General features: G+C 73.4%; 18 protein-coding genes and 3 pseudogenes. 11 read left to right on the forward strand and 10 right to left on the reverse strand.

Going from position 1 to position 19,167, the window contains the following annotated elements; genetic code table 11:
• The first annotated feature begins 12 nt into the window (after positions 1-12).
• Positions 13-780, forward strand: coding sequence for a DUF2064 domain-containing protein (locus tag AB0C62_RS01105; RefSeq protein ID WP_362969119.1), 768 nt, complete (start codon positions 13-15; stop codon positions 778-780).
• 677 nt (positions 781-1,457) lie between these two features.
• The gene (locus AB0C62_RS01110) at positions 1,458-2,390 is read left to right on the forward strand and encodes a methyltransferase domain-containing protein (RefSeq protein WP_362968991.1); all 933 of its coding nucleotides are present in this window, start codon (positions 1,458-1,460) and stop codon (positions 2,388-2,390) included.
• Positions 2,391-2,844: 454 nt separating this feature from the next.
• Here AB0C62_RS01110 and AB0C62_RS01115 read toward each other — a convergent pair.
• Both AB0C62_RS01115 and AB0C62_RS01120 read right to left on the reverse strand, forming a co-directional pair.
• Positions 2,845-3,501: pseudogene (locus tag AB0C62_RS01115) on the reverse strand (molybdopterin-dependent oxidoreductase); the annotation flags it as partial.
• Between the two features lie 630 nt (positions 3,502-4,131).
• Positions 4,132-4,692, reverse strand: a pseudogene (locus AB0C62_RS01120) (hypothetical protein); the annotation flags it as partial.
• Between the two features lie 419 nt (positions 4,693-5,111).
• Here AB0C62_RS01120 and AB0C62_RS01125 point away from each other — a divergent pair.
• Positions 5,112-6,500 (forward strand): hypothetical protein, encoded by a 1,389-nt coding sequence (locus tag AB0C62_RS01125; RefSeq protein ID WP_362969120.1) that lies wholly within the window; start codon positions 5,112-5,114, stop codon positions 6,498-6,500.
• A gap of 79 nt (positions 6,501-6,579) precedes the next feature.
• On the opposite strand, the gene AB0C62_RS01130 is transcribed toward AB0C62_RS01125, so the two are convergent.
• Entirely contained in the window at positions 6,580-7,395 is an 816-nt protein-coding gene (locus AB0C62_RS01130) for a hypothetical protein (RefSeq protein WP_362968992.1), read from the reverse strand.
• Between the two features lie 571 nt (positions 7,396-7,966).
• Between AB0C62_RS01130 and AB0C62_RS01135 the strand changes: the two genes are divergently transcribed.
• Entirely contained in the window at positions 7,967-8,578 is a 612-nt protein-coding gene (locus AB0C62_RS01135) for a hypothetical protein (RefSeq protein ID WP_362968993.1), read from the forward strand.
• An 86-nt stretch (positions 8,579-8,664) separates the two neighbouring features.
• Positions 8,665-9,060 carry a helix-turn-helix transcriptional regulator gene (locus AB0C62_RS01140; protein WP_362968994.1) on the forward strand — a complete coding sequence of 132 codons (396 nt, stop codon included), beginning with the start codon at positions 8,665-8,667 and terminating at the stop codon, positions 9,058-9,060.
• A 44-nt stretch (positions 9,061-9,104) separates the two neighbouring features.
• Here the strand turns inward: AB0C62_RS01140 and AB0C62_RS01145 are convergent, their stop codons facing one another.
• The 3 genes from AB0C62_RS01145 to AB0C62_RS01155 form a co-directional block, all read right to left on the reverse strand.
• Positions 9,105-10,280, reverse strand: coding sequence for an NAD-dependent formate dehydrogenase (locus tag AB0C62_RS01145; protein WP_362968995.1), 1,176 nt, complete (start codon positions 10,278-10,280; stop codon positions 9,105-9,107).
• 104 nt (positions 10,281-10,384) lie between these two features.
• A complete protein-coding gene (locus AB0C62_RS01150) occupies positions 10,385-11,320 on the reverse strand; it encodes a LysR family transcriptional regulator (RefSeq protein WP_362968996.1) in 936 nt (311 codons plus the stop codon).
• A gap of 55 nt (positions 11,321-11,375) precedes the next feature.
• Positions 11,376-11,996, reverse strand: a complete 621-nt coding sequence (locus tag AB0C62_RS01155) for a helix-turn-helix domain-containing protein (RefSeq protein WP_362968997.1) — start codon at positions 11,994-11,996, stop codon at positions 11,376-11,378.
• Between AB0C62_RS01155 and AB0C62_RS01160 the strand changes: the two are divergent.
• Positions 11,908-12,108 (forward strand): annotated as a pseudogene (locus AB0C62_RS01160) (hypothetical protein); the annotation flags it as partial. The gene AB0C62_RS01155 and the pseudogene AB0C62_RS01160 sit on opposite strands and share 89 nt — an antisense overlap.
• Here AB0C62_RS01160 and AB0C62_RS01165 read toward each other — a convergent pair.
• A complete protein-coding gene (locus tag AB0C62_RS01165) occupies positions 12,075-12,572 on the reverse strand; it encodes a molybdopterin-dependent oxidoreductase (protein WP_362968998.1) in 498 nt (165 codons plus the stop codon). The pseudogene AB0C62_RS01160 and the gene AB0C62_RS01165 overlap by 34 nt on opposite strands.
• 238 nt (positions 12,573-12,810) lie before the next feature.
• Here AB0C62_RS01165 and modA point away from each other — a divergent pair, with 238 nt between their 5' ends.
• The 3 genes from modA (at position 12,811) to AB0C62_RS01180 (ending at position 15,754) form a co-directional block, all read left to right on the forward strand.
• Positions 12,811-13,656, forward strand: coding sequence for a molybdate ABC transporter substrate-binding protein (gene modA / locus AB0C62_RS01170; protein ID WP_362968999.1), 846 nt, complete (start codon positions 12,811-12,813; stop codon positions 13,654-13,656).
• 96 nt (positions 13,657-13,752) lie between these two features.
• Positions 13,753-14,643, forward strand: a complete 891-nt coding sequence (modB, locus tag AB0C62_RS01175; RefSeq protein WP_362969000.1) for a molybdate ABC transporter permease subunit — start codon at positions 13,753-13,755, stop codon at positions 14,641-14,643.
• 28 nt (positions 14,644-14,671) lie between these two features.
• Positions 14,672-15,754, forward strand: a complete 1,083-nt coding sequence (locus tag AB0C62_RS01180) for an ABC transporter ATP-binding protein (RefSeq protein ID WP_362969001.1) — start codon at positions 14,672-14,674, stop codon at positions 15,752-15,754.
• A 146-nt stretch (positions 15,755-15,900) separates the two neighbouring features.
• Here the strand turns inward: AB0C62_RS01180 and AB0C62_RS01185 are convergent, their stop codons facing one another.
• A complete protein-coding gene (locus AB0C62_RS01185) occupies positions 15,901-16,836 on the reverse strand; it encodes an FkbM family methyltransferase (protein WP_362969002.1) in 936 nt (311 codons plus the stop codon).
• An 80-nt stretch (positions 16,837-16,916) separates the two neighbouring features.
• Here AB0C62_RS01185 and AB0C62_RS01190 point away from each other — a divergent pair, with 80 nt between their 5' ends.
• Both AB0C62_RS01190 and AB0C62_RS01195 read left to right on the forward strand, forming a co-directional pair.
• Positions 16,917-17,366, forward strand: a complete 450-nt coding sequence (locus AB0C62_RS01190; protein WP_362969003.1) for a cupin domain-containing protein — start codon at positions 16,917-16,919, stop codon at positions 17,364-17,366.
• A 222-nt stretch (positions 17,367-17,588) separates the two neighbouring features.
• On the forward strand, positions 17,589-18,008 hold the full coding sequence (locus AB0C62_RS01195) for an ATP-binding protein (RefSeq protein ID WP_362969004.1): 420 nt from the start codon (positions 17,589-17,591) through the stop codon (positions 18,006-18,008).
• A 197-nt stretch (positions 18,009-18,205) separates the two neighbouring features.
• Here the strand turns inward: AB0C62_RS01195 and AB0C62_RS01200 are convergent, their stop codons facing one another.
• Positions 18,206-18,409, reverse strand: coding sequence for a cold-shock protein (locus AB0C62_RS01200; RefSeq protein WP_020871138.1), 204 nt, complete (start codon positions 18,407-18,409; stop codon positions 18,206-18,208).
• Positions 18,410-18,711: 302 nt separating this feature from the next.
• Positions 18,712-19,026, reverse strand: a complete 315-nt coding sequence (locus tag AB0C62_RS01205; protein ID WP_362969005.1) for a MerR family transcriptional regulator — start codon at positions 19,024-19,026, stop codon at positions 18,712-18,714.
• Positions 19,027-19,167: the final 141 nt, after the last annotated feature.

Raw genomic sequence — 19,167 nt, forward strand, 5'->3', positions numbered from 1 at the left:
CCCGCAGGTCGCGTGGACCCTGCGTGTCCCGAGAGCCCCCAGGGTCCTGAGGGCGTCACCCTGCTCGTCATCGCCAAGGAACCGCTGCCCGGTCGGGTGAAGACCCGGCTCACGCCGCCGTTCACCCCCGAGGAGGCGGCGGCGCTCGCCGAGGCGGCCCTCGTCGACACCCTGCACGCGGTAGCGGCGACGCCCGCACGGCGCCGGGTGCTGGTCCTGGACGGAACGCCCGGCGCCTGGCTGCCGGACGGCTTCGACGTCGTACGTCAGTGCGCGGGCACGCTGGACGAACGGCTGGCGGCGGCGTTCGCGGGCTGCGACGGGCCCGCGCTGCTCGTCGGCATGGACACCCCGCAGGTGACGCCCGAGCTCCTCACGGTCGACTTCGCCGACTGCGACGCCTATTTCGGGCCGGCCGAGGACGGCGGCTTCTGGGCGCTGGGGCTGGCCGAACCCGATCCGGCCCTCCTGCGGGGCGTACCGATGTCGACGCACACCACGGGTGCCGTGCAGCGGGCGCGGCTCGTCGAGGCGGGGCTGCGGGTCCGGGATCTGCCCCGGCTGCGCGACGTCGACACGGCACCCGACGCGACGGCGGCGGCAGCGGCGGCTCCGGGCGGGTCCTTCGCCACGGAACTGACGCGCCTGCGAGGCCCGGTGGCCACTTCCCTGCCGTCCCCCGCACCATCTCCGCTCTCGGGTCCGGTTCCGGTCCCGGCGAAGGCCGCCGCGGGCCAGGACGCGGCGCGGGCGACCGCCGGACGGGGTACCGCCCGATGAGCGCCACCCGCGGGACCACCCCGCCCGGCGTGACGGGCCCCCGAAGGCCCCGACCGGCCCCGGAGAGCACCACGCCGGGGACGGACGCAGGTCTGGCAGCCGAGACCCGGCCCGGTGCGGAATCCGGGTCAGCCACAGAGGTCCTGCCCCGGCCGGGCGCCGGGTCCGCGGCGGACTCCCGGCCGGGGACGGTGCTCCCGGCAGGCAGGGAAGCGGGGTCGGAGCCGGGAACCCGAGCCGGAGCGGAGTGCCAAACCGGCACGGACTCCCCGGCCGGAGCGGAGTGCCGGACCGGAACGGGATCCCGTCCGGCGTCGGCGCTCCCGTCCCGGAGAACGCAAGCCGGGTCCGGGACCGAAACCCGGGCGGACGCAGAGGTCCTGCCCTGGACAGGCGCCGGGTCCGCGGCGGACTCCCGGCCGGGGACGGTGCTCCCGGCAGGCAGGGAAGCGGGGTCGGACCCGGGAACCCGGACCGGCACGGACTCCCCGGCCGGAGCGGAGTGCCGGACCGCCACAGGCTCCCGGCCAGGGACGGTGCTCCCGGCCGGCAGGGAGGCGGGGTCGGAGCCGGGAACCCGGACCGGAGCGGAGTGCCGGACCGGCACGGACTCCCGGTCGGAGACCGTGCTCCCGTCCCGGAGGGACGTCACGTCGGACTCGGGACACCCCGCCGGGGTGGAAGCCAGGGCCGGCGGTGGAGGTCGGGCCGCGGGCCACGTCCGGCCCCGGTCCGGCGCCCGGGTCGGGGGAGCAGGTGTCGGCGGTGAAGGTGCCGGGTGCGGTGGGCGGTCCTGGGCTGCCGATCCCTATGCGGACGCGCTCGGCGCCGAACGAGGGCCGCTGTTCCTGCGCCGTACCGACGGATGGCTTCTCCCGCTGGAGGTGGAGCGCTGGTGCGCCCGCGCCGACGCCGTGGACCTCCAGGTGCTGGCCCACTGCGAGGGCACGGTGCTCGACGTGGGGTGCGGGCCGGGCCGGCTCGTCGCGGAACTCGCCGCCCTCGGACGGCCCGCGCTCGGCATCGACGTCAGCGAGGCCGCCGTCGCCCGTACCGTGCGGCTCGGCGGCCAGGCCCTGCGCCGGTCGGTCTTCGAGCCACTTCCCGGCGAGGGACGCTGGGGCACCGCCCTGCTCGTCGACGGCAACATCGGCATCGGCGGCGACCCGGCCGCCCTCCTGAGCCGCACGGCCCAACTGCTCGCCCCCGGCGGGCTGCTGATCGCCGAGACGGTGGCGGGCGCGGACGTCGACGAACGCGTCGACGTCCGGATCGTCAGCGCCGCGCACCCCGGCGACGCCGTGAACGACGCGTCCGACGAGGGCGCCGACGCACGGGACGGCGACCCGTCCGCCGACCGGGCCGCCTTCCCCTGGGCCCGGGTCGGCACCCCGGCCCTGCTGCGCCACGCGGTCCGGGCCGGCTGGCGCACGGACGCTCAGTGGGAGGCCGGCGGCCGCTCCTTCGTGGCCCTGCGCAACGGTCCCGGACGCGACGGCCGCAGGGACCGCAGGACGAGCAGCAGCGCGGACCCCGCGAACAGCGCCGCCGTGATCAGCAGCCAGTGGGCCAGGAAGCTGTCGCCGGGCAGGGCGGTGGCCGACCGGTAGTGGTCGGCCACCTGGCCGCTGACGAGCGGGTACCAGATCAGCAGCAGGAGCCCGGAGAAGGCCGCCGGAACACGGACGTACATCGTCAGGTTCCGGTGGCCCGTCGCCTTCAGCGTCTCCGACACGACCCGGTCCGCGCCCGCGTACAACGGCACGAAGACCAGGTCGTGCAGGACGGCCGCGCCGACGAACCAGAGCGCCACCCGGAACCAGTCGCCCTGGAGCAGCCGTACCGCCGCGTAGGCGGCGAGCGCGAACGTGCACGCCAGCATCAGGAGTTGGAAGGGGCTGCCGATCAGGTCCCGGGCGGAGACCGGGCGCCTCTGCGGCAGCCCCGCCCCGATCCGGCCCCACCGCGTCGCCGCGTGCCGTCGCAACGCGCCGAGGCGGCGCCGCATCGGGGGCCGGCGGCGCGCCCCGGTCTCTTCTCCCACGTCAGGCCTCCGTCGCGTCATCACAGGGCCCCGAACGTCATCCGGGAGACCCATTTGGTGTTCAGCACACCCGGCGCGGCCGGGACGATGATCCGCGCGGGGTAGCCGTGGTCCGGGGTCAGGTCCGCGCCGTTGACGGACAGGGCGAGCAGGGAGAGCGGATCGCGGACCTGGTTGTAGCGCAGGGCCGCCACGCGGAACGCCCCGGCGCGCTGGAGCGACTCCACGACGACGTCCGGGGCCGCGTCGGTCTCGTAGCCGACGAGCTCCGCGAGGTCCCGCAGTCGTACGCCCCGCCACGCCTGGTCGGACGTCGACCAGCCCTCGACGCAGGCGATGGGCAGCGACGAACCGTGCAGGGGGAGTTCCTGGAGCTGGGCGCGGCTCAGCCGGACCGTCCGTCCGTTGCCGACGACGACCAGGCGCCAAACCCCCGCCCCGGTCTCCTTCGGGTCGATGCCCCGCGACGCGGCCGTCTTGTTGATCTGGAAGGCGCCGGGTCCGGAGCCCGGTTCGGGGCCGCCGTGCGGGGCGAGCAGCGCGGTCTCGCGCACCGGCGCGTCGAAGCTGTGACCCACCGTGGTGGCGGCCAGGAGCAGGGACCCGCCGCCGACGAACGCGATGGCACCGCGGCGCGAGACCGTGGGCGGCAGCGGGTCGGGGGAGATCAACTCGTCCTCGGGCCGGGCCGGTTCACTCGCTCCCGGAGCCGGAACCGACCGCCCCGGCACGCGGTCCCGGCCACCGTGCCGCCCCTGCGCCCCCCGCGCAGGCCCCCAGGACGCCTCGGGTCCGCCCACACGGCCGGCGCCACCGGACACAGCGCCCTCCCCGTCCGGCACCCGGCCGGCGTCGTCGGCCACAGGACCGGACCCGTCGGGCGCAGCGCCCGGCCCACCAGGTGCCGGTCCGGCGGCCGAGGTACTCGGCCGCCCAGCCACCGAACCCGCACCATCGGGTGCCGAGTCCGAGTCCGAGCCGTCGGTCGCCGCCCCCGGTCCGCCTGCCGCCGAACCCGGCCGGTCGGAGGCCGAACCCGGGTCGTCGGAAGACGAAGTCGGCCGGTCGCACGCCACGCCCCGGCCGTCGGTCCTCGTGCCGGACGGGCCCGGCGCCGCGCCGGCCCCCTCGGACAGTCTTGTGCCCGCACCCTCGGTCGGTCCTGCGCTCGGACCCTCGGTTCGTCCTGCGCCCGGACCCTCGGACAGGTCCGCGCCCGCGGACGGGCCCGTGTCCGCACCCTCGGACCGTTCCGCTTCCGCCCCGCCGGGCGGTTCACCCGCCCGGTCGGGCCACCCGCCAGGGCGGCGCATCTCGCGCAGGTTGCGCAGGGCCATCGGTACGCGCAGGACCGCGTGGGTCACGAAGGCCGCGATGAAGACCCAGGCGCCGTAGAAGTGCAGCGTGTAGAAGGAGCCCGGGAAGATGTAGTCGAGCTGGATGTTGAGCACGCCGGTGGTGAACTCGAAGAGGGCGCCGCCGACCAGCAGCAGCAGCGACAGCCGTTCCAGGGCGTGCGCGAGCGAGCGGGCCGGCGGCAGCGCGAACAGCTTCGGGACGACCGACCACAGCTTCGCCAGCAGCACCGGGATCAGCGTGATGCCGAGCGTGACGTGCACGCCCTGCGTGAGGCGGTAGAGCCAGACCGGATGCGTCGGCCAGGAGAACAGGTAGAACCCGAGGAGCCCCTTGTCGGGGGTCTTGTCGTTCACCGCCGAGAGGTTCGGGTTGTACGCGGCGTACGACAGCAGCCCGGTCACGAACATCACCGTGATACCGACGAGCAGCACCACGCCGAGCACGGAGGTGAACCAGGGACCGCGCAGCGGGCTGCGCCAGAACGCGGGTGAGGAGGGGGACCGTGGCATGCCCCGACCGTAGGCCGCGGCGACCCCCCGAACGGGTTCTCAAACCATGACGAAACTCTGACGTCCACCCCTGTCACGGCTCTGTCGGGGGCTGTCCGGCCTAGCGTGCGAGGGTGAACCGCGATCTTCCCCGCGACATCCCCGGCGACCTCCCCCGCGATCTGCTCGACGACCGCCCCGGAGGCGCCTCCCGCGCCCCGTCCCCGGTCCCCTCCCCGGCACCGCCGCCGTCCGGGACCTCCACCGCGGCTCCCTCCTCGGACTCCGCGACGAGCCCCTCACCGGCCCCGGCTCCGGCCGGTTCCCGGGGTGTGGCGCGGTTCCTGACCGGGGCCGGTTCCCGGTTCCGGGCGCGGGCCCGCTCCGGTGAACTCTCCGGCGCGCTCCTCGGCGACCGGCCGCGGGCGGTCCGCCGCGATCTGGCGGTCGCCGTCGCCGCCGCGCTGCTCGTCGCCACGGCGGCGGTGGTCGGGTACGCCATCGAGCACAGCGACGGCACCCTGTTCGTCAGCGCGGCGCCGCTGTACGGGCGTTGGGGCCCCCATGTCGGACCCGGCACGGCGGCCGCGGTCGCCCTGGCCGTGGCGGTCGTCGCGTACGGACCGTCCCTCGCCGCACGGCTGCCCTGGCGGTGGCTGCTGCCCGCCGCGTGGGGCACGGGGACGGCGTGGACGTTCTCCCTCGCGCTGATCGACGGCTGGCAGCGGGGTGTGGCCGGGCGTCTCACCGCACGGTACGAGTACCTCCAGGTCATCTCCCCGGTGAACCGCTTCCACGACATCCCGGCCGCCCTGCGGGACTTCACCCATCACATCCTGATCCACTCCCCCGGCCACTGGCCCGCGCACATCGCCGGGCACCCGCCGGCCGCCACGCTCACGTTCGTGTATCTCGACCGGATCGGTCTGGGCGGCGGGGCCTGGGCGGGCGTCTGGTGCGTGACCGTCGGCGCGACGGCGGCGACGGCGGTCCTGGTCACCGTCCGTGTGCTGGCGGGCGAGGCACTCGCCCGGCGGGCCGCGCCCTTCCTCGTCCTCGCCCCGGCGGCCGTCTGGATGGGCACCTCCGCGGACGGCTACTTCGCCGCGGTCGCCGCCTGGTCCGTCGCGCTGCTCGCCCTCGCGGTCACGGGGCACCGGCCCCGGACGGCCGGCCTCGCCGCCGGGCTCCTCCTCGGCCTCACCGCTTATCTCTCGTACGGGTTGACCCTGTTCGCGGTGATCGCGGGCGCGGCGGTGCTGCTCGGCACGCGGTCCCGGCTCCGTCCGCTCCCCTTCGTGCTGGCCGGACTCACCGTCGTGCCCCTGGTGTTCACACTGCTCGGCTTCAACTGGTGGGAGGCGTATCACCTGTTGGTCACCCGCTACTACGAAGGAGCGGGCGGCGTCCGGCCGTACGGCTACTGGGTCTGGGCGAACCTCGCCTGCACGGTGCTGATCGCGGGCCCGGCGACGGTCGCGGGCCTGCGCCGGGCGGGAGTGACGACCGTACGGCTGGCCGTGGCGGCCTTCCGGACTCCGGCGCCCCCCGCCCCGCTGCCCGCCCCCGCGCACCGGCCCGGCACCACCGACGGCACCGGCACGGGCTCGGCCGCTCCCCGGCTCGCCGTCCTCGTCGTCGCCGCGCTGATCGCGCTGCTCGCCGCCGACCTCTCCGGTATGAGCAAGGCGGAGACGGAACGCATCTGGCTGCCGTTCGTCCTGTGGATGCTCCCGGCGGCCGCGTTCCTCCCCCGCCCCCGCGCCTGGCTGATCGCCCAGGCGGCCCTGGCCCTGCTTCTCAACCACCTGCTGCTGACCGGCTGGTGAGCGACCGGACCGAGTGGGCGCGGGGAGGAACGGGGACGGGCCGGCCCCGGAGATCCGGGACCGGCCCGCCGGAGGAACGTCAGGTCACGTCGACGAAGTCGCTCGTGGACGTGGCCGTGCCCGTCGTCGAGGTGCCGCCGAAGCTCCAGCGCCAGTAGCCGTCGGCGTTCGCCGTGACGGTGGTCTTCAGCGCTCCGGTGGATCCGGACTTCACCGACTTCACGGTGGAGTACGTGGAGCCACCCTTCTTACGGAACTGGAGCTTCGCCGACTGCCCGGCGTAGCCCGCGTACCGGTGCTTCACCCAGTCGGCCCGGGTCAGGCTGCCCGTGACCGTGATCGTCTTGCCCTTGGCCACCGGCTCCGGGGAGGCGTTCACGGTGGCCTTCGCCCAGCGCCGGACGGAGACGCTGCCCGGGGCCGTCCTGTACTCCTCGGCCTTCAGCGAACCGCTGGACTTGAACAGGCGCAGCGCCAGACCGATCTTCCAGGTCGTGGCGTCACCGTTGGAGTCGAGGTCGTAGCGCGGGTCGATGTACAGCTCGCCCTTGCACGTCTCCTTCCGCGCGCTCTCCTCGAAACAGGTGTAGCCGCCCATGGAGAGGCCGCCCGCGTCGGCACCCGCCGCCGCGCTGGTGCCGTGGTAGAGATACGGCTCGGCCTCCCAGGCGAACGGGTCGTCCGTCGAGTAGCCGGACGGCAGGGTGACGCTGAAGGAGACCGGAGGTTCCTTCTCGTCCGACGTGCCGACCACGATCGGCAGGCCCTTGTTGACGACCACGTTCGACACGGTGATGCCGGTCGTCGCGGCCTGTGCCTCCGGAACGGTCAGCGCGGAGAGCGCCACGGCCCCCACGATCGCTGCCACGACGCCGGTTCGTCTGCCAGGGTTCATTCACACCTTCTCGCTGCGCGCTGCGGAACCGCCCGAACGCATGAACGTTCAATCAGCGGGAGACGGAGGCTACCAAGCCATGATCGCCGCGTCATGGGCCGGCGGCGCCGACGGTGACGGTGAGCGCCGCCCCGTCCGGGACGAGGAGGACGGCCGCCTCGCCCACGGCGCCTGCCCGGTGCTCCGGACGGATCGCTCGACGAGGACGGCGCCCTCGCTGCTGGACCGCGGCAGCGGGCCGGCCAACCGCGCCGGGAACACGGCGACTTCGTGGGCGTCGCCACCGTGCCCGCCGTCAACTGCACCCTCCCCTCGGTTCCTTCGACGCGTCGCCCGCCGCCCGGCGGGTCCACGTCGCCGGGGACCCGCGGCCTCGGTACAGGCCGGGCCGGGCCGCCACCAGCGTGCCCGGATCGAGCACCCGGCCCGCGCGTCGACGCGCTCTTCCTGCCCGCCTACGCGGCCCTGGGGAACCCCGCGCGCTGAAGTGAACCGGACGGCCCTCCCGTGCGTCCCCGTACCGGTCGCGCGCATCGCCGCGACCGGACGGCGGGTGGACGGGGAGGACCGGATGGGCGGGCGAAGCAGGATCAGGGGAACGGTGGGCGTCGTGGCGGCGAGTGCCGTGGCACTCGTGGCGATCCCGGGGGCGGCGGTCCAGGGTGCGACGGCGGCCGGGGCGTCGGATGCCGGCCCGGCCCTCGCATCGGGGCGCACGACGGAGTGTGTCGGCACCCGCCCTGCGGGCAGCCTGCCGGGAACGGGACCCGCCGTGGACCGGGTGCTCGCCTACGTCGACAAGCGCGGCGCCGGCCGCTTCCGGAACGTCTTCACGGGCTCGTCGGTCGACCAGGGCCGGCGGACCGCGCACGTGTACCGCATCCCCTCCCGGACGTTCGACGCGGACATCTGCTCCCACGCGGAGAAGGGCGTCCGGGTGCGCCTGCACGCCACGGACGTCAGCGGGGTCCGGCTCGCCGCGCTGGTCGAGCGGGTCGGTGACGACATGGGCCGCTGGGACGGCCGGTTCGAGCTGCGTGAGGTGGCGCCGGACCCCCGGGGGTTCGTGTACTTCGGCGTCGACGACCCGGCGGCGGCCGAACCGGTCCTGCGCAAGGCCTTCGGCCCGTTCTGGGCGCGGCACATCACGGTGCGGTACGCGGAGGAGTCCTCGCCTCTCTGACCCGCCTCCGACCTGTTCGAACGGGGCGTGGGGCCTTCCCGGGCCCGGCTTGCAGGGGCGTGGACCACCTGCCTATGGTCGCGCGTATGCAGTCCTACACCATCGGCCAGGCAGCCCGGCTTCTCGGGGTGAGTCCCGACACCGCCCGGCGCTGGGCCGATGCCGGGCGGGTGACCACACATCGCGACGAGGGCGGCCGGCGGCTCATCGACGGCCGCGACCTCGCCGCGTTCTCGGTGGAACTGGCCGGCACCGGCGGTGAGGACGGCGTCCCCTCCTCCACCTCCGTGCGCAACGCCTTCCCCGGCATCGTCACCGCCGTCAAGCTCGGCGACGTCGCGGCCCAGGTGGAGATCCAGGCGGGACCGCACCGGCTGGTCTCCCTGCTCACGCGCGAGGCCGTCGAGGAACTGGGCCTGGAGGTCGGTATGGAGGCCACGGCCCGGGTCAAGTCGACCAACGTGCACATCGACCGGGCCTGACCCGGGACCACGTCCGGCCCGGCCTCAGGCTCGGGAGGTCCGGTTCAGGACGTCGTCGCGGTCGTGGTCGTCGAGTACGAGTGGGCTCCCGTGCCCGCCAGCGCGCCCCCGTCGACGATCAGGTACTCGTCGCGGATCGGCGTGCCGTCCAGCCAGGACTCCAGGATCTCCCGGGTGCCCGCCGCGTAGCGGGTCTGCGCGGAGAGCGAGGAACCCGAGATGTGCGGGGTCATCCCGTGGTGCGGCATCGTCCGCCACGGGTGGTCGGCGGGAGCCGGCTGCGGATACCAGACGTCCCCCGCGTAGCCGGCCAACTGTCCGCTGCGCAGGGCCCGGTCGACCGCGTCCCGGTCGACGATCAGGGCGCGCGCGGTGTTGATGAGGTAGGCGCCGCGCTTCATCGCGCCGAGCAGGTCGTCGCCGAACAGCCCCTCGGTCTCCGGGTGCAGCGGCGCGTTGATCGTGACGACGTCGCAGTGCGGGGCCATGTCCTCGGCGGACGCGTGGAAGGTGAGCCCGAGCTCGCGCTCGACCTCCTCGGGAAGCCGGTGCCGGTCGGTGTAGTGCAGCTTCACGTCGAAGGGCGCGAGCCGCCGCAGCACCGCGAGCCCGATGCGCCCGGCGGCGACCGTCCCGACGTGCATGCCCTCCAGGTCGTACGAACGGGCCACGCAGTCGGCGATGTTCCAGCCGCCGTCGAGCACCACCTGGTGCGAGGGCAGGTAGTTGCGGACCAGGGAGAGCGTCATCATCACCACGTGCTCGGCGACGCTGATGCTGTTGCAGTACGTCACCTCGGCGACGGTCACGCCGTGCTCGATGGCCGCGTCGAGGTCGACGTGGTCGGAGCCGATGCCGGCGGTGACCGCGAGCTTCAGGTTCTTGGCGGCGGCGATGCGCTCGGGGGTGAGATAGGCGGGCCAGAACGGCTGTGAGATGACGACGTCCGCGTCAGCGAGTTCACGGTCGAAGACCGAGTCGGCGCCGTCCTTGTCGGAGGTGACGACGAGGGTGTGACCGCGCTCCTCCAGGAAGCGTCGCAGGCCGAGTTCACCGGTCACGCTGCCGAGCAGGGCCCCCGGGGTGAAGTCGGTGCCCTTCGGGGTGGGCGTGGTCTGGCCGCCGGGGTAGTGGTCGATGACGGGCAGGTCGTCCCGGGCGTACGTCGTGGGGTATCCGTCGGTCGGGTCGTCGTACAGCACGCAGAGCACCTTGGCCATGACGCGGCTCTCCTCAACTCCGTTGTTCGGAAGGTGCTTTCCACCATCCTCGGGGCCGAAGGCGCTGGTCAAAGCGAACCTCGCTATGTGCCGATAGCCGACGGCTATGAGCCGGCCCTGCCCAGGTGCTCGTTCAGCAACGCGTCGAGCGCGTCCCGTACGCCCGCCTCCCTCGCCACCGCCAACAGGGCCTGGGCGAGCACCGACTCGGGTTCGTGCCGGGCGACCACGAGGCCGACCCTGGGGCCGTGCGCGGGACCTTCGAGCGGCACCACGCGCATCCCCTCCGGCACTCCGAACATGTGCAGCCAGGCGTGCGAGATGACGCTCGACCAGCGGCCCCCGGGCAGGTGGGCGTACAGCCCGGCGACGCTGTCCGACTCGATCGACGGGTTCGCCCGGGCGCCGTCGGCGGCGAAGCACTCGTCGATGATCCGCCGGTTGCGCATGCGCGGGCCCAGCAGACACAGCGGGAGGGCCGCGGCCCGCGCCCAGCGGGCCGTCGTCGCACCGGCGAGGGGGCCGTCGACCGGGGTGAGGAGGACGTACCGCTCCTCGTACAGCGGGAAGCGCCGTACGTGCCGCAGGTCCTCGTCGTCGAGGTACGTCATCGCCGCGTCGAGTTCGAACTCGGCGAGCCCGTGGTTGATGTCCGCCGACGACAGCGACTCAAGGCTGACCCGGGCCGCCGTGTGGCGTTCGCAGAACGGGGTGGTGAGCAGGGACGCGGCGGGCAGCGCGGTGGGCACGATGCCGAGGCGCAGGGTGCCGGTCAGTCCGCCGCGCAGCGCCGACAGTTCCTGGTGCAGGGCGTCGCGTTCGGCGAGGATCCGGTGCGCCCAGGCGAGCACGACCTCGCCCTCCGGGGTGAGGCCCTCGTAGCGCCGGCCGCGGCGCACGATCGGCACGTCCAGTTCGTGTTCGAGGCGGCGGATCGCGGCGGACAGCGAGGGCTGCGACACGAAGCAGGCGGCCGCCGCGCGCGCGAAGTGCCGTTCCCTGGCGAGCGCGACCAGATACTCCAGCTGACGCAGCAGCATGCGCCCCCTCCCGTCGGCGGGCCAGCGTCGCAGACACCGGACACCCCTGTCACCGTCACGGCCGTGCCGGTCGCCGCGGGCGGCAGAGCAGGGCGGCCCGCAGGTCGAGCCGGTCGTACAGGCTCGACAGGTCGCGCCCGGTGAAGTGCTCGACGCGCTGCACGCGGTAGTGGACGGTGTTGACGTGCAGATGGAGGGCCTCGGCGGTGCGCGACCAGGATCCGTCGCAGGCGAGGAAGATCTCCAGGGTCTCCAGCAGGGCGGCGAAGGACGCGTTGTCCGCCTCGAAGAGGGGGCCGAGCACGGTCCGGCTGAACGCGGTGCGCACCTCGGCGGGTATGCCGGTGAGCAGTGTGCCGAGCCCGGTGAGTGACGCCGCGTCGATGAGCGCGGACGTGTCGGGCGAGGTGGTGCGCGCGGAGGCCAGCGCGTAACGGGCCTGTGCCAGCGCCCCGTTCAGCCCCTCGGCGCTGTCGGCCCGGCCGGTCCCGCCGTGCAGCGCGACGGCGGGCTCGGCGTCGGACAGCAGCGCCCAGACGGCGGGCAGGTCCGGCGCGGCTGCCGTGGCGGGACGTCCGGCGGGCGCGGGCGCCAAGTCGATGAGCGAGAGCCCCTTCAACCCGGTCGCCCCGGCCTTCGCCAACGCCCTGCGCGACGCGACGGGCCTGCGCTTCACGGAGCTGCCGGTCACCCGGGACCGGGTCTGGCTGGCCCTGCACCGGGCCGGGCGGGACGGTCGGCCCTGCCGGCCCGGTCAGCCCGCTGCGGCCGGGGACCAGGCCGGGTAACAGCCGTCCACCCGGATGGCGTTGATGCCGCTGATGTGCCGGGCCCCGCACCGGTCCTGCGGCAGGACCAACTGGGGGCCCGCCCGGTCCAGCGGGGTGCCGTCGATGCCCACCGCGAGCAGGACGGGGGCGTCGGCGAAGTCGGGGTCGATCTCGGCCCAGGTGAGCAGGGCGTGGTGACCGTCCGCGCCCGCCACCGCGATCAGGAAGCGCAGCCGGTCCTTTCGGCGGGCCGGATCGAAGCACGGTCCGGCGTCCCGCAGCACGTCGTGCAGCAGGGGTCCCGCGAAACCGTGGTGCTGCACCCCGCTGGTCGCGCAGTCGAAGCTGACCCTGACCCGGTGCTGGGGCCAGGCGAGCAGATCGGGCACCGTCAGCCGGGCCGGCCGGGCGAGGTCGCCGGTCAGCGCCAGTTCGGCGAGCGACGGCGCGGGCGGATTCGGCTCTGTCAGGGACTGGCTCACGGGGCAGCACCTCCCGCAGAACGGTACCCAGCGAGAGGTCCCGTACAAACGCACATGCGTACATCCCAACCGCCAACCCACAGCTCATGCGATGCAACAGAAGACTTCTCGCTCGCATCTGCGTCACTATGATCTGGGCATGCTGAAGAGAGCTCAGGACTGAAGAGCACGACGGAGGCTTCAGCGACAGCGAGCTGCAGCGTCTTCCGTTTTCGTTTTCCGAGGGAGTAGATCCGTGATGACCCGATCCGCGCGCCGGACCCGCCGCACCACCCGGAGCCTTCAGGTGGCCGGCGTCAGTGCCGCCGCGCTGCTGGCCCTGAGCGCCTGCTCCTCCTCCGACGACGCCTCGTCGGACTCCTCCTCCACGCCGAAGTCCTCGGCCTCCTCCTCGCCGAAGCTCACCGGCACGGTGACCGTCTTCGCCGCCGCGTCGCTCAAGGAGAGCTTCACCTCCCTCGGCAAGGAGTTCGAGCAGGCCCACCCGGGCACGAAGGTCACCTTCAACTTCGGCGGCAGCGACACCCTCGCCGCGAGCATCACGGGCGGCGCCCCGGCGGACGTCTTCGCGGCGGCCAGCCCGAAGACCATGGCGATCGTCACCGACAAGAAGGACGCGGCGACCACCCCCGCCACCTTCGTGCGCAACCAGCTGGAGATCGCCACCCTGCCCGGCAACCCGGACAAGGTCTCCTCCCTGAAGGACCTCACCAAGTCGGACCTGAAGGTCGTGCTCTGCGACAAGACGGTGCCGTGCGGCGCCGCCGCGCAGAAGGCGCTGGACGCCGGCCACCTGAAGCTCACCCCGGTCTCCTACGAGCAGGACGTCAAGAGCGCCCTGACCAAGGTGGAGCTGAAGGAGGCCGACGCGGCGGTCGTGTACAAGACCGACGTGAAGGCCGCGGGTGACAAGGTGGAGGGCGTGGAGTTCCCCGAGTCCGCCGACGCCGTCAACGACTACCCGATCGCCCTGCTCAAGGACGCGCCCAACGCCGAGGCCGCCAAGGCGTTCATCGCCCTGGTGCAGTCCCCGGAGGGCCAGAAGGTGCTGACGGCTGCCGGGTTCCTGAAGCCCACCGCCTGACCCGCCCGCTCCGTCCGTCACGGCACGCGTCGTCCGGCGCGTGCCGTCCGGCACAGCCCCTTGCCGCCGCTGTGCCGAAGACCGTCTCCTGAAGACATGAGTGATCCCGTGCCCGCGCTCGACAAGTCCGACGCCCCGGCCGACACCCTGACGGGTGGGCCGCGGCGCGGACGTGTCCGCAAACGGGCCGGGAGCGGCGGCCGGCTCCGGAGCGGGGCGCCGCTGCCCCTGCTGCTGCCGGCCCTCGTCGGGCTGGCGTTCCTGCTCCTGCCGCTGCTCGCGCTGATCGTGCGGGCACCCTGGCGCACCCTCCCCGACCAGCTGTCCAAGCCCGAGGTGTGGCAGGCCCTCCAGCTGTCCCTCTTCTCGGCCACGGCGGCCACCGCGGTCAGCCTGGTGCTCGGCGTGCCGCTCGCCTGGCTGCTGGCCCGCACCGACTTCCCCGGACGCGGCCTCGTCCGGGCCCTGGTCACCCTGCCGCTCGTGCTGCCCCCGGTGGTGGGCGGTGTGGCCCTGCTGCTGGCCCTCGGCCGCAACGGCGTGGTCGGCAAGCTCCTCGACTCCTGGTTCGGCATCACACTGCCCTTCACCACGGCCGGAGTCGTCGTGGCCGAGGCGTTCGTGGCGATGCCTTTCCTCGTCATCAGCGTCGAAGGCACCCTGCGGGCGGCCGACCCGCGCTACGAGGAGGCCGCCATGACGCTCGGCGCCTCCCGCTTCACCGCGTTCCGCCGGGTCACCCTGCCGCTCATCGCCCCGGGCATCGCCGCCGGTGCCGTCCTCGCGTGGGCCCGCGCCCTCGGCGAGTTCGGCGCGACGATCACCTTCGCGGGCAACTTCCCGGGCCGCACCCAGACCATGCCGCTCGCCGTCTACCTGGCCCTGCAGAGCGACCCCGACGCGGCGATCGCGCTGAGCCTCGTACTGCTCGCGGTGTCGATCGCGGTGCTCGCCGGACTGCGGGACCGCTGGATCACGGCGTCATGACCGGCGTCCACGCGAGGGAGAACGCGCGATGACCGAGACGACCCCGGCCACCAGGGCCGTGCCGTCCGGCAAGGGGCTGGACGCCCGGCTCGTCGTGCGGCGCGACGCGTTCCACCTCGACGTCGAACTGACCGCCGCACCCGGTGACGTCGTCGCCCTCCTCGGCCCCAACGGCGCCGGCAAGACCACGGCCCTGCGGGCACTGGCCGGACTCACCCCGCTGTCCGAGGGCAGCCGGCTGCGGCTCGACGGCGCCTCCCTGGACCGCACACCCCCCGAGTCCCGCCCCGTCGGCGTCGTCTTCCAGGACTACCTGCTCTTCCCGCACCTCTCCGCCCTCGACAACGTCGCCTTCGGGCCGCGCTGTCAGGGGGTGCCGAAGGCGGAGGCCCGCGCGCAGGCGGCCGCGTGGCTGGACCGCATGGGCCTGGCCGACCACGCGGGGGCCAAGCCGCGCCGGCTGTCCGGCGGCCAGGCGCAGCGCGTCGCCGTCGCGCGCGCCCTCGCCACCCGTCCGCGGCTGCTGCTGCTCGACGAGCCGCTCGCCGCGCTGGACGCCCGCACCCGCCTGGAGGTCAGGTCCCAACTCCGGCACCATCTCGCCGAGTTCGAGGCGGTCGCCGTCCTCGTGACGCACGATCCGCTGGACGCGATGGTGCTGGCCAACCGGCTCGTCGTCATCGAGGACGGCCATGTCGTCCAGGAGGGCGGCCCCGCGGAGATCGCCCGCCGGCCGCGCACCGACTACATCGCCCGGCTCGTCGGCCTCAACCTCTACCGGGGCGAGGCCGCGGGCCACGCCGTACGGCTGGACGCGGGCCCGGAGATCACCACGACCGAGGAACTCCGGGGGCCTGTCTTCGTGGCGTTCCCGCCGAGCGCCGTCACGCTCCACCGCGACCGCCCCACCGGCTCCAGCGCCCGCAACGTGTGGCAGTGCAGCGTGCGGGGCCTGGAGACCCACGGCGACCAGATCCGCACGGACCTCACGGGTGAACTCCCGCTCGCGGCCGACCTGACGACGGTCGCCGCGGCCGAACTCGACCTGCGCCCGGGCGCCCCGGTCTGGGCGACCGTCAAGGCGACCCAGACCCACGCCTACCCGGCCTAGGTCGTGTCCGCCCCGCTTCCCCGGGCGCCGACACGGCGCACGGCTGTCCGGCTGTCCGGCTGTCCGGCTGTCCGGCTGTCCGGCTGTCCGGCTGTCCGGCTGTCCAGGAAACGCCCCAGGGGGTGCCGGCCGCCCGTGCTCCCGCGCTACGCGTCGTCCACCGGGACCGCCGCCGCGCGCACCATCACGCAGTCGAACTCGACCACCCGGCCCGTCGCCTCTTCCCGCGTGACGGGGTACATGCCGGTGATCTCGAAGCCGTTCTCCTCGTACAGCGCGATCGCCTCGTCCATCCGCGGGCTGCCCTCGTACAGTCGCAGCGCCGCGACCTCCGACTGCATCCCGACGAACTCCGCGACGCGCTCCCCGGCGCCCGCGAACACCTCCAGGTCGTATCCCTGGGTGTCCATCTTCAGATAGGGGCGGGGGTCGGTGATGCCGTCGAGCGCCTTGTCCATCATCCCGTCGAGCCGGCGTACCTCGATCTCCTCCGTCCGCGACCTGGCGAAGCGCTTGTAGCGGTCCTTGCCGTAGTCGCTGGGCGGGAGAAGGGAGTTCATGGACTTCCAGTCGACGTGGATGGACAGGCTCGTGTCCTCCCGTCCCAGGCCCATCTGGAAGACGAGCCAGTCGGGGTCGCCCTCGGCCGCCTTCCGGAGCCTGCCGAAGGTCTCCGTGGTCGGCTCGAAGGAGACGATCCGCCCGGTGTAGCCGAGGCGGCGCAACTGCCGGGCGTACTGGCCGGAGTTGGCGCCCACGTCGAAGACGCAGTTCACCGCGTACCGGTCGAGCAGGGCGGTGACGTGCTGGCCGCACAGATAGGAGGCGGCCGCCAGCTGGAACCTGCGTTCGTCCGCGGCGGTCCGCTTCTCGTCGAGCAGGAGCCGGGCTCCGCTGTCCCCGAGGGGCACGTGCCGGTAGGCGGCGGTGCGCCCGCTCAACACCAGGTCGGCGCCTCGGCCGAGCGCGACGCGTCTGCGCACTCCGCGCCGGTAGAGCAGCGCGGTACCCGATCCGAGGTCCAGTACCCGCACCCCGACGCGGGGCAGCAGACCGAGCAGCTTGCGGTGAAGGGTCGCCATGCCCCCACCCTGGCAGACTCCAACCCGGGACCACCGGCCGTTTGTTGAACCCCTCCCGGCCCGCGTGGTAGAGGCAGGGTGTGACCTCTCCTGACACCGGGATCCCGGACCTCGCCGCCGCTCTCGACATGCGACCGCACCCGGAGGGCGGCTGGTTCGTCGAGACCTGGACGGCGCCGCAGGCCTTCCGGCCCGACGGCTACCCCGGCCCGCGCGCCGCCGCCTCCGCCATCTATTTCCTCCTCACCCCCGGGGACACCTCCGCCTGGCACACCGTCCGCTCGGACGAACTGTGGCTCTGGCACCGCGGTGGTCCCCTGGACCTGCTGCTCGGCGGTGCGGGCTCCACCCCCGAGTCGCCGCCGCAGGTCGTCCGTCTCGGTCCCCGTGTCGAGGCGGGCGAACATCCCCAACTCCTCGTGCCGGGCGGCGTCTGGCAGTCGGCGCGCCCGGCCGGCGACGAGGAGGTGCTGGTCAGCTGCGTGGTGGCCCCCGGCTTCGACTACGAGGACTTCCGCCTCCTGGACTGACGACTTCGACGGGCGATCCGGCCGCCGACCCGGCACCTGAGGGGGCCGCGGCGGTCCCGGGACGTCTTTGTGACGTACGTCGTTGGTTGCGGATCATCCGGGTGGGGCATCACCCGTGGGCAGGACCGGCCGCGCACCGTTCGGCGCGGGGTCCCGGCCGACGGGGACGGAGCCGTCGGGCGGGTGCCGGATGTCCTGGGAGGGGGAAGAGAGGTGTCAGTCATGCGTGCGCACCAGCGCACCGTCAGGCCGACCGCCCGCGTGGAGTACACACTGCCGCGTACGGCCGTCTCGGCGGGCAGGGCCCGCAAGCTGACGACGGCGTTCCTGACCCGGCCACGGCCACTTCTCGCGTCACCGACCGCCGACCAGGTGGACGACGCGACCCTGATCGCCTCCGAGCTGGTCGCCAACGCCGTGCGGTACGGGCGTACGGGCTGCCGGCTGCGGCTCCAGCTGGGGCACGGAGTGGTGACGGTCGAGGTCCACGACGACAGTCCCGGGCAGCCGAAGGTCGGCGTCCTGGACACCGAATCGGAGAGCGGCCGGGGGCTGGCGATGGTCCAGCAGCTCGCTCACAGCCTGGAGGTCGTCAGCACGAGTTTCGGCGGGAAGACCGTCCGGGCCGTCCTCGCGATGTGACGACTACGCGTCACCGCCGGTGGCGTGCCCATGACCCGTCTCGATCGAACCGATGATCCGGGTTTGGCCTCACGGAAAACGGGAAGAGGCCGGCCGCTGAAACTTTCGTCGGAATTTCATAGAGCGCATGAGCGCGAAACGCAGAAGGCCGGGGCCCACACCTTGCGGTGCGGACCCCGGCCGACTGGTGTCCCAGACTAGGCGGGGACGATGTTCTCCGCCTGCGGGCCCTTCTGGCCCTGCGTGACGTCGAAGGTCACCTTCTGGCCTTCCTGGAGCTCACGGAAGCCAGAGGTGGCGATGTTCGAGTAGTGAGCGAAGACGTCGGCGCCGCCGCCATCCTGCTCGATGAAGCCGAAGCCCTTTTCCGCGTTGAACCACTTCACGGTGCCAGTAGCCATTTCAAATCTCCTTCGGGGCAAAGCTCGAAGGCCCACACTGTGTGGACCTGCGTCGCCGCAATGATTGCCCCAACCGGAATGCACCGGAAAAACTTTGGGAACCACAACTGCAACTGAAATCGACAGTAGCACGCCACGAGCCTCGAAGGGCGCGCACTATCTCACCCCGGCGTGGGGAATATCAAAACCTCGTGGGATCGCTGCGCAAATTCTGCAACGGCCGAAGCAGATATCCCCGCCCCGTGAAGAAACGCTCACCGAGCGCGCCCGGCAGCCGCACGGCCCGTCCGGTTCCGCCGCCCTCACGCGTCCTGCGGGCTGGTGCCCCGCAGTTCCGCGTTGATCCGCAGGGCTTCGTCGAGGCTGTCCTCCAGCGAGACGATGCGGCAGGCTTCTTCGACGGGCGTGCCCTGGTCGACGAGGTCGCGGGCGCGGGCCGCGACATGGAGCTGGCTGCGGGAGTAGCGCCGGTGGCCGCCGTCGGAGCGCAGGGGGGTGATCAGTCCGGCCTCGCCGACGGCCCGCAGGAAGGCGGGGGTGGCGCCGATCAGCTCGGCGGCACGGCCCATCGTGTACGCGGGGTACTCGTCGTCGTCGAACCGGTCGTTGGCGTTCATGGTGCTTCCCTGGAGCGCGTGCATCACCTTCCACCTTGGCAGATCCGGGCCCGCCGCGACCGGAATCCGCCGCGGAGGACGGAGCGGGGGCGTCGGGGGCCCGCACTCACCCGGACGGCCCGGTGCGCTGGTGGGGGACGG

Source organism: Streptomyces sp. NPDC048643 (genome assembly GCF_040650615.1).
Lineage (GTDB): Bacteria > Actinomycetota > Actinomycetes > Streptomycetales > Streptomycetaceae > Streptomyces.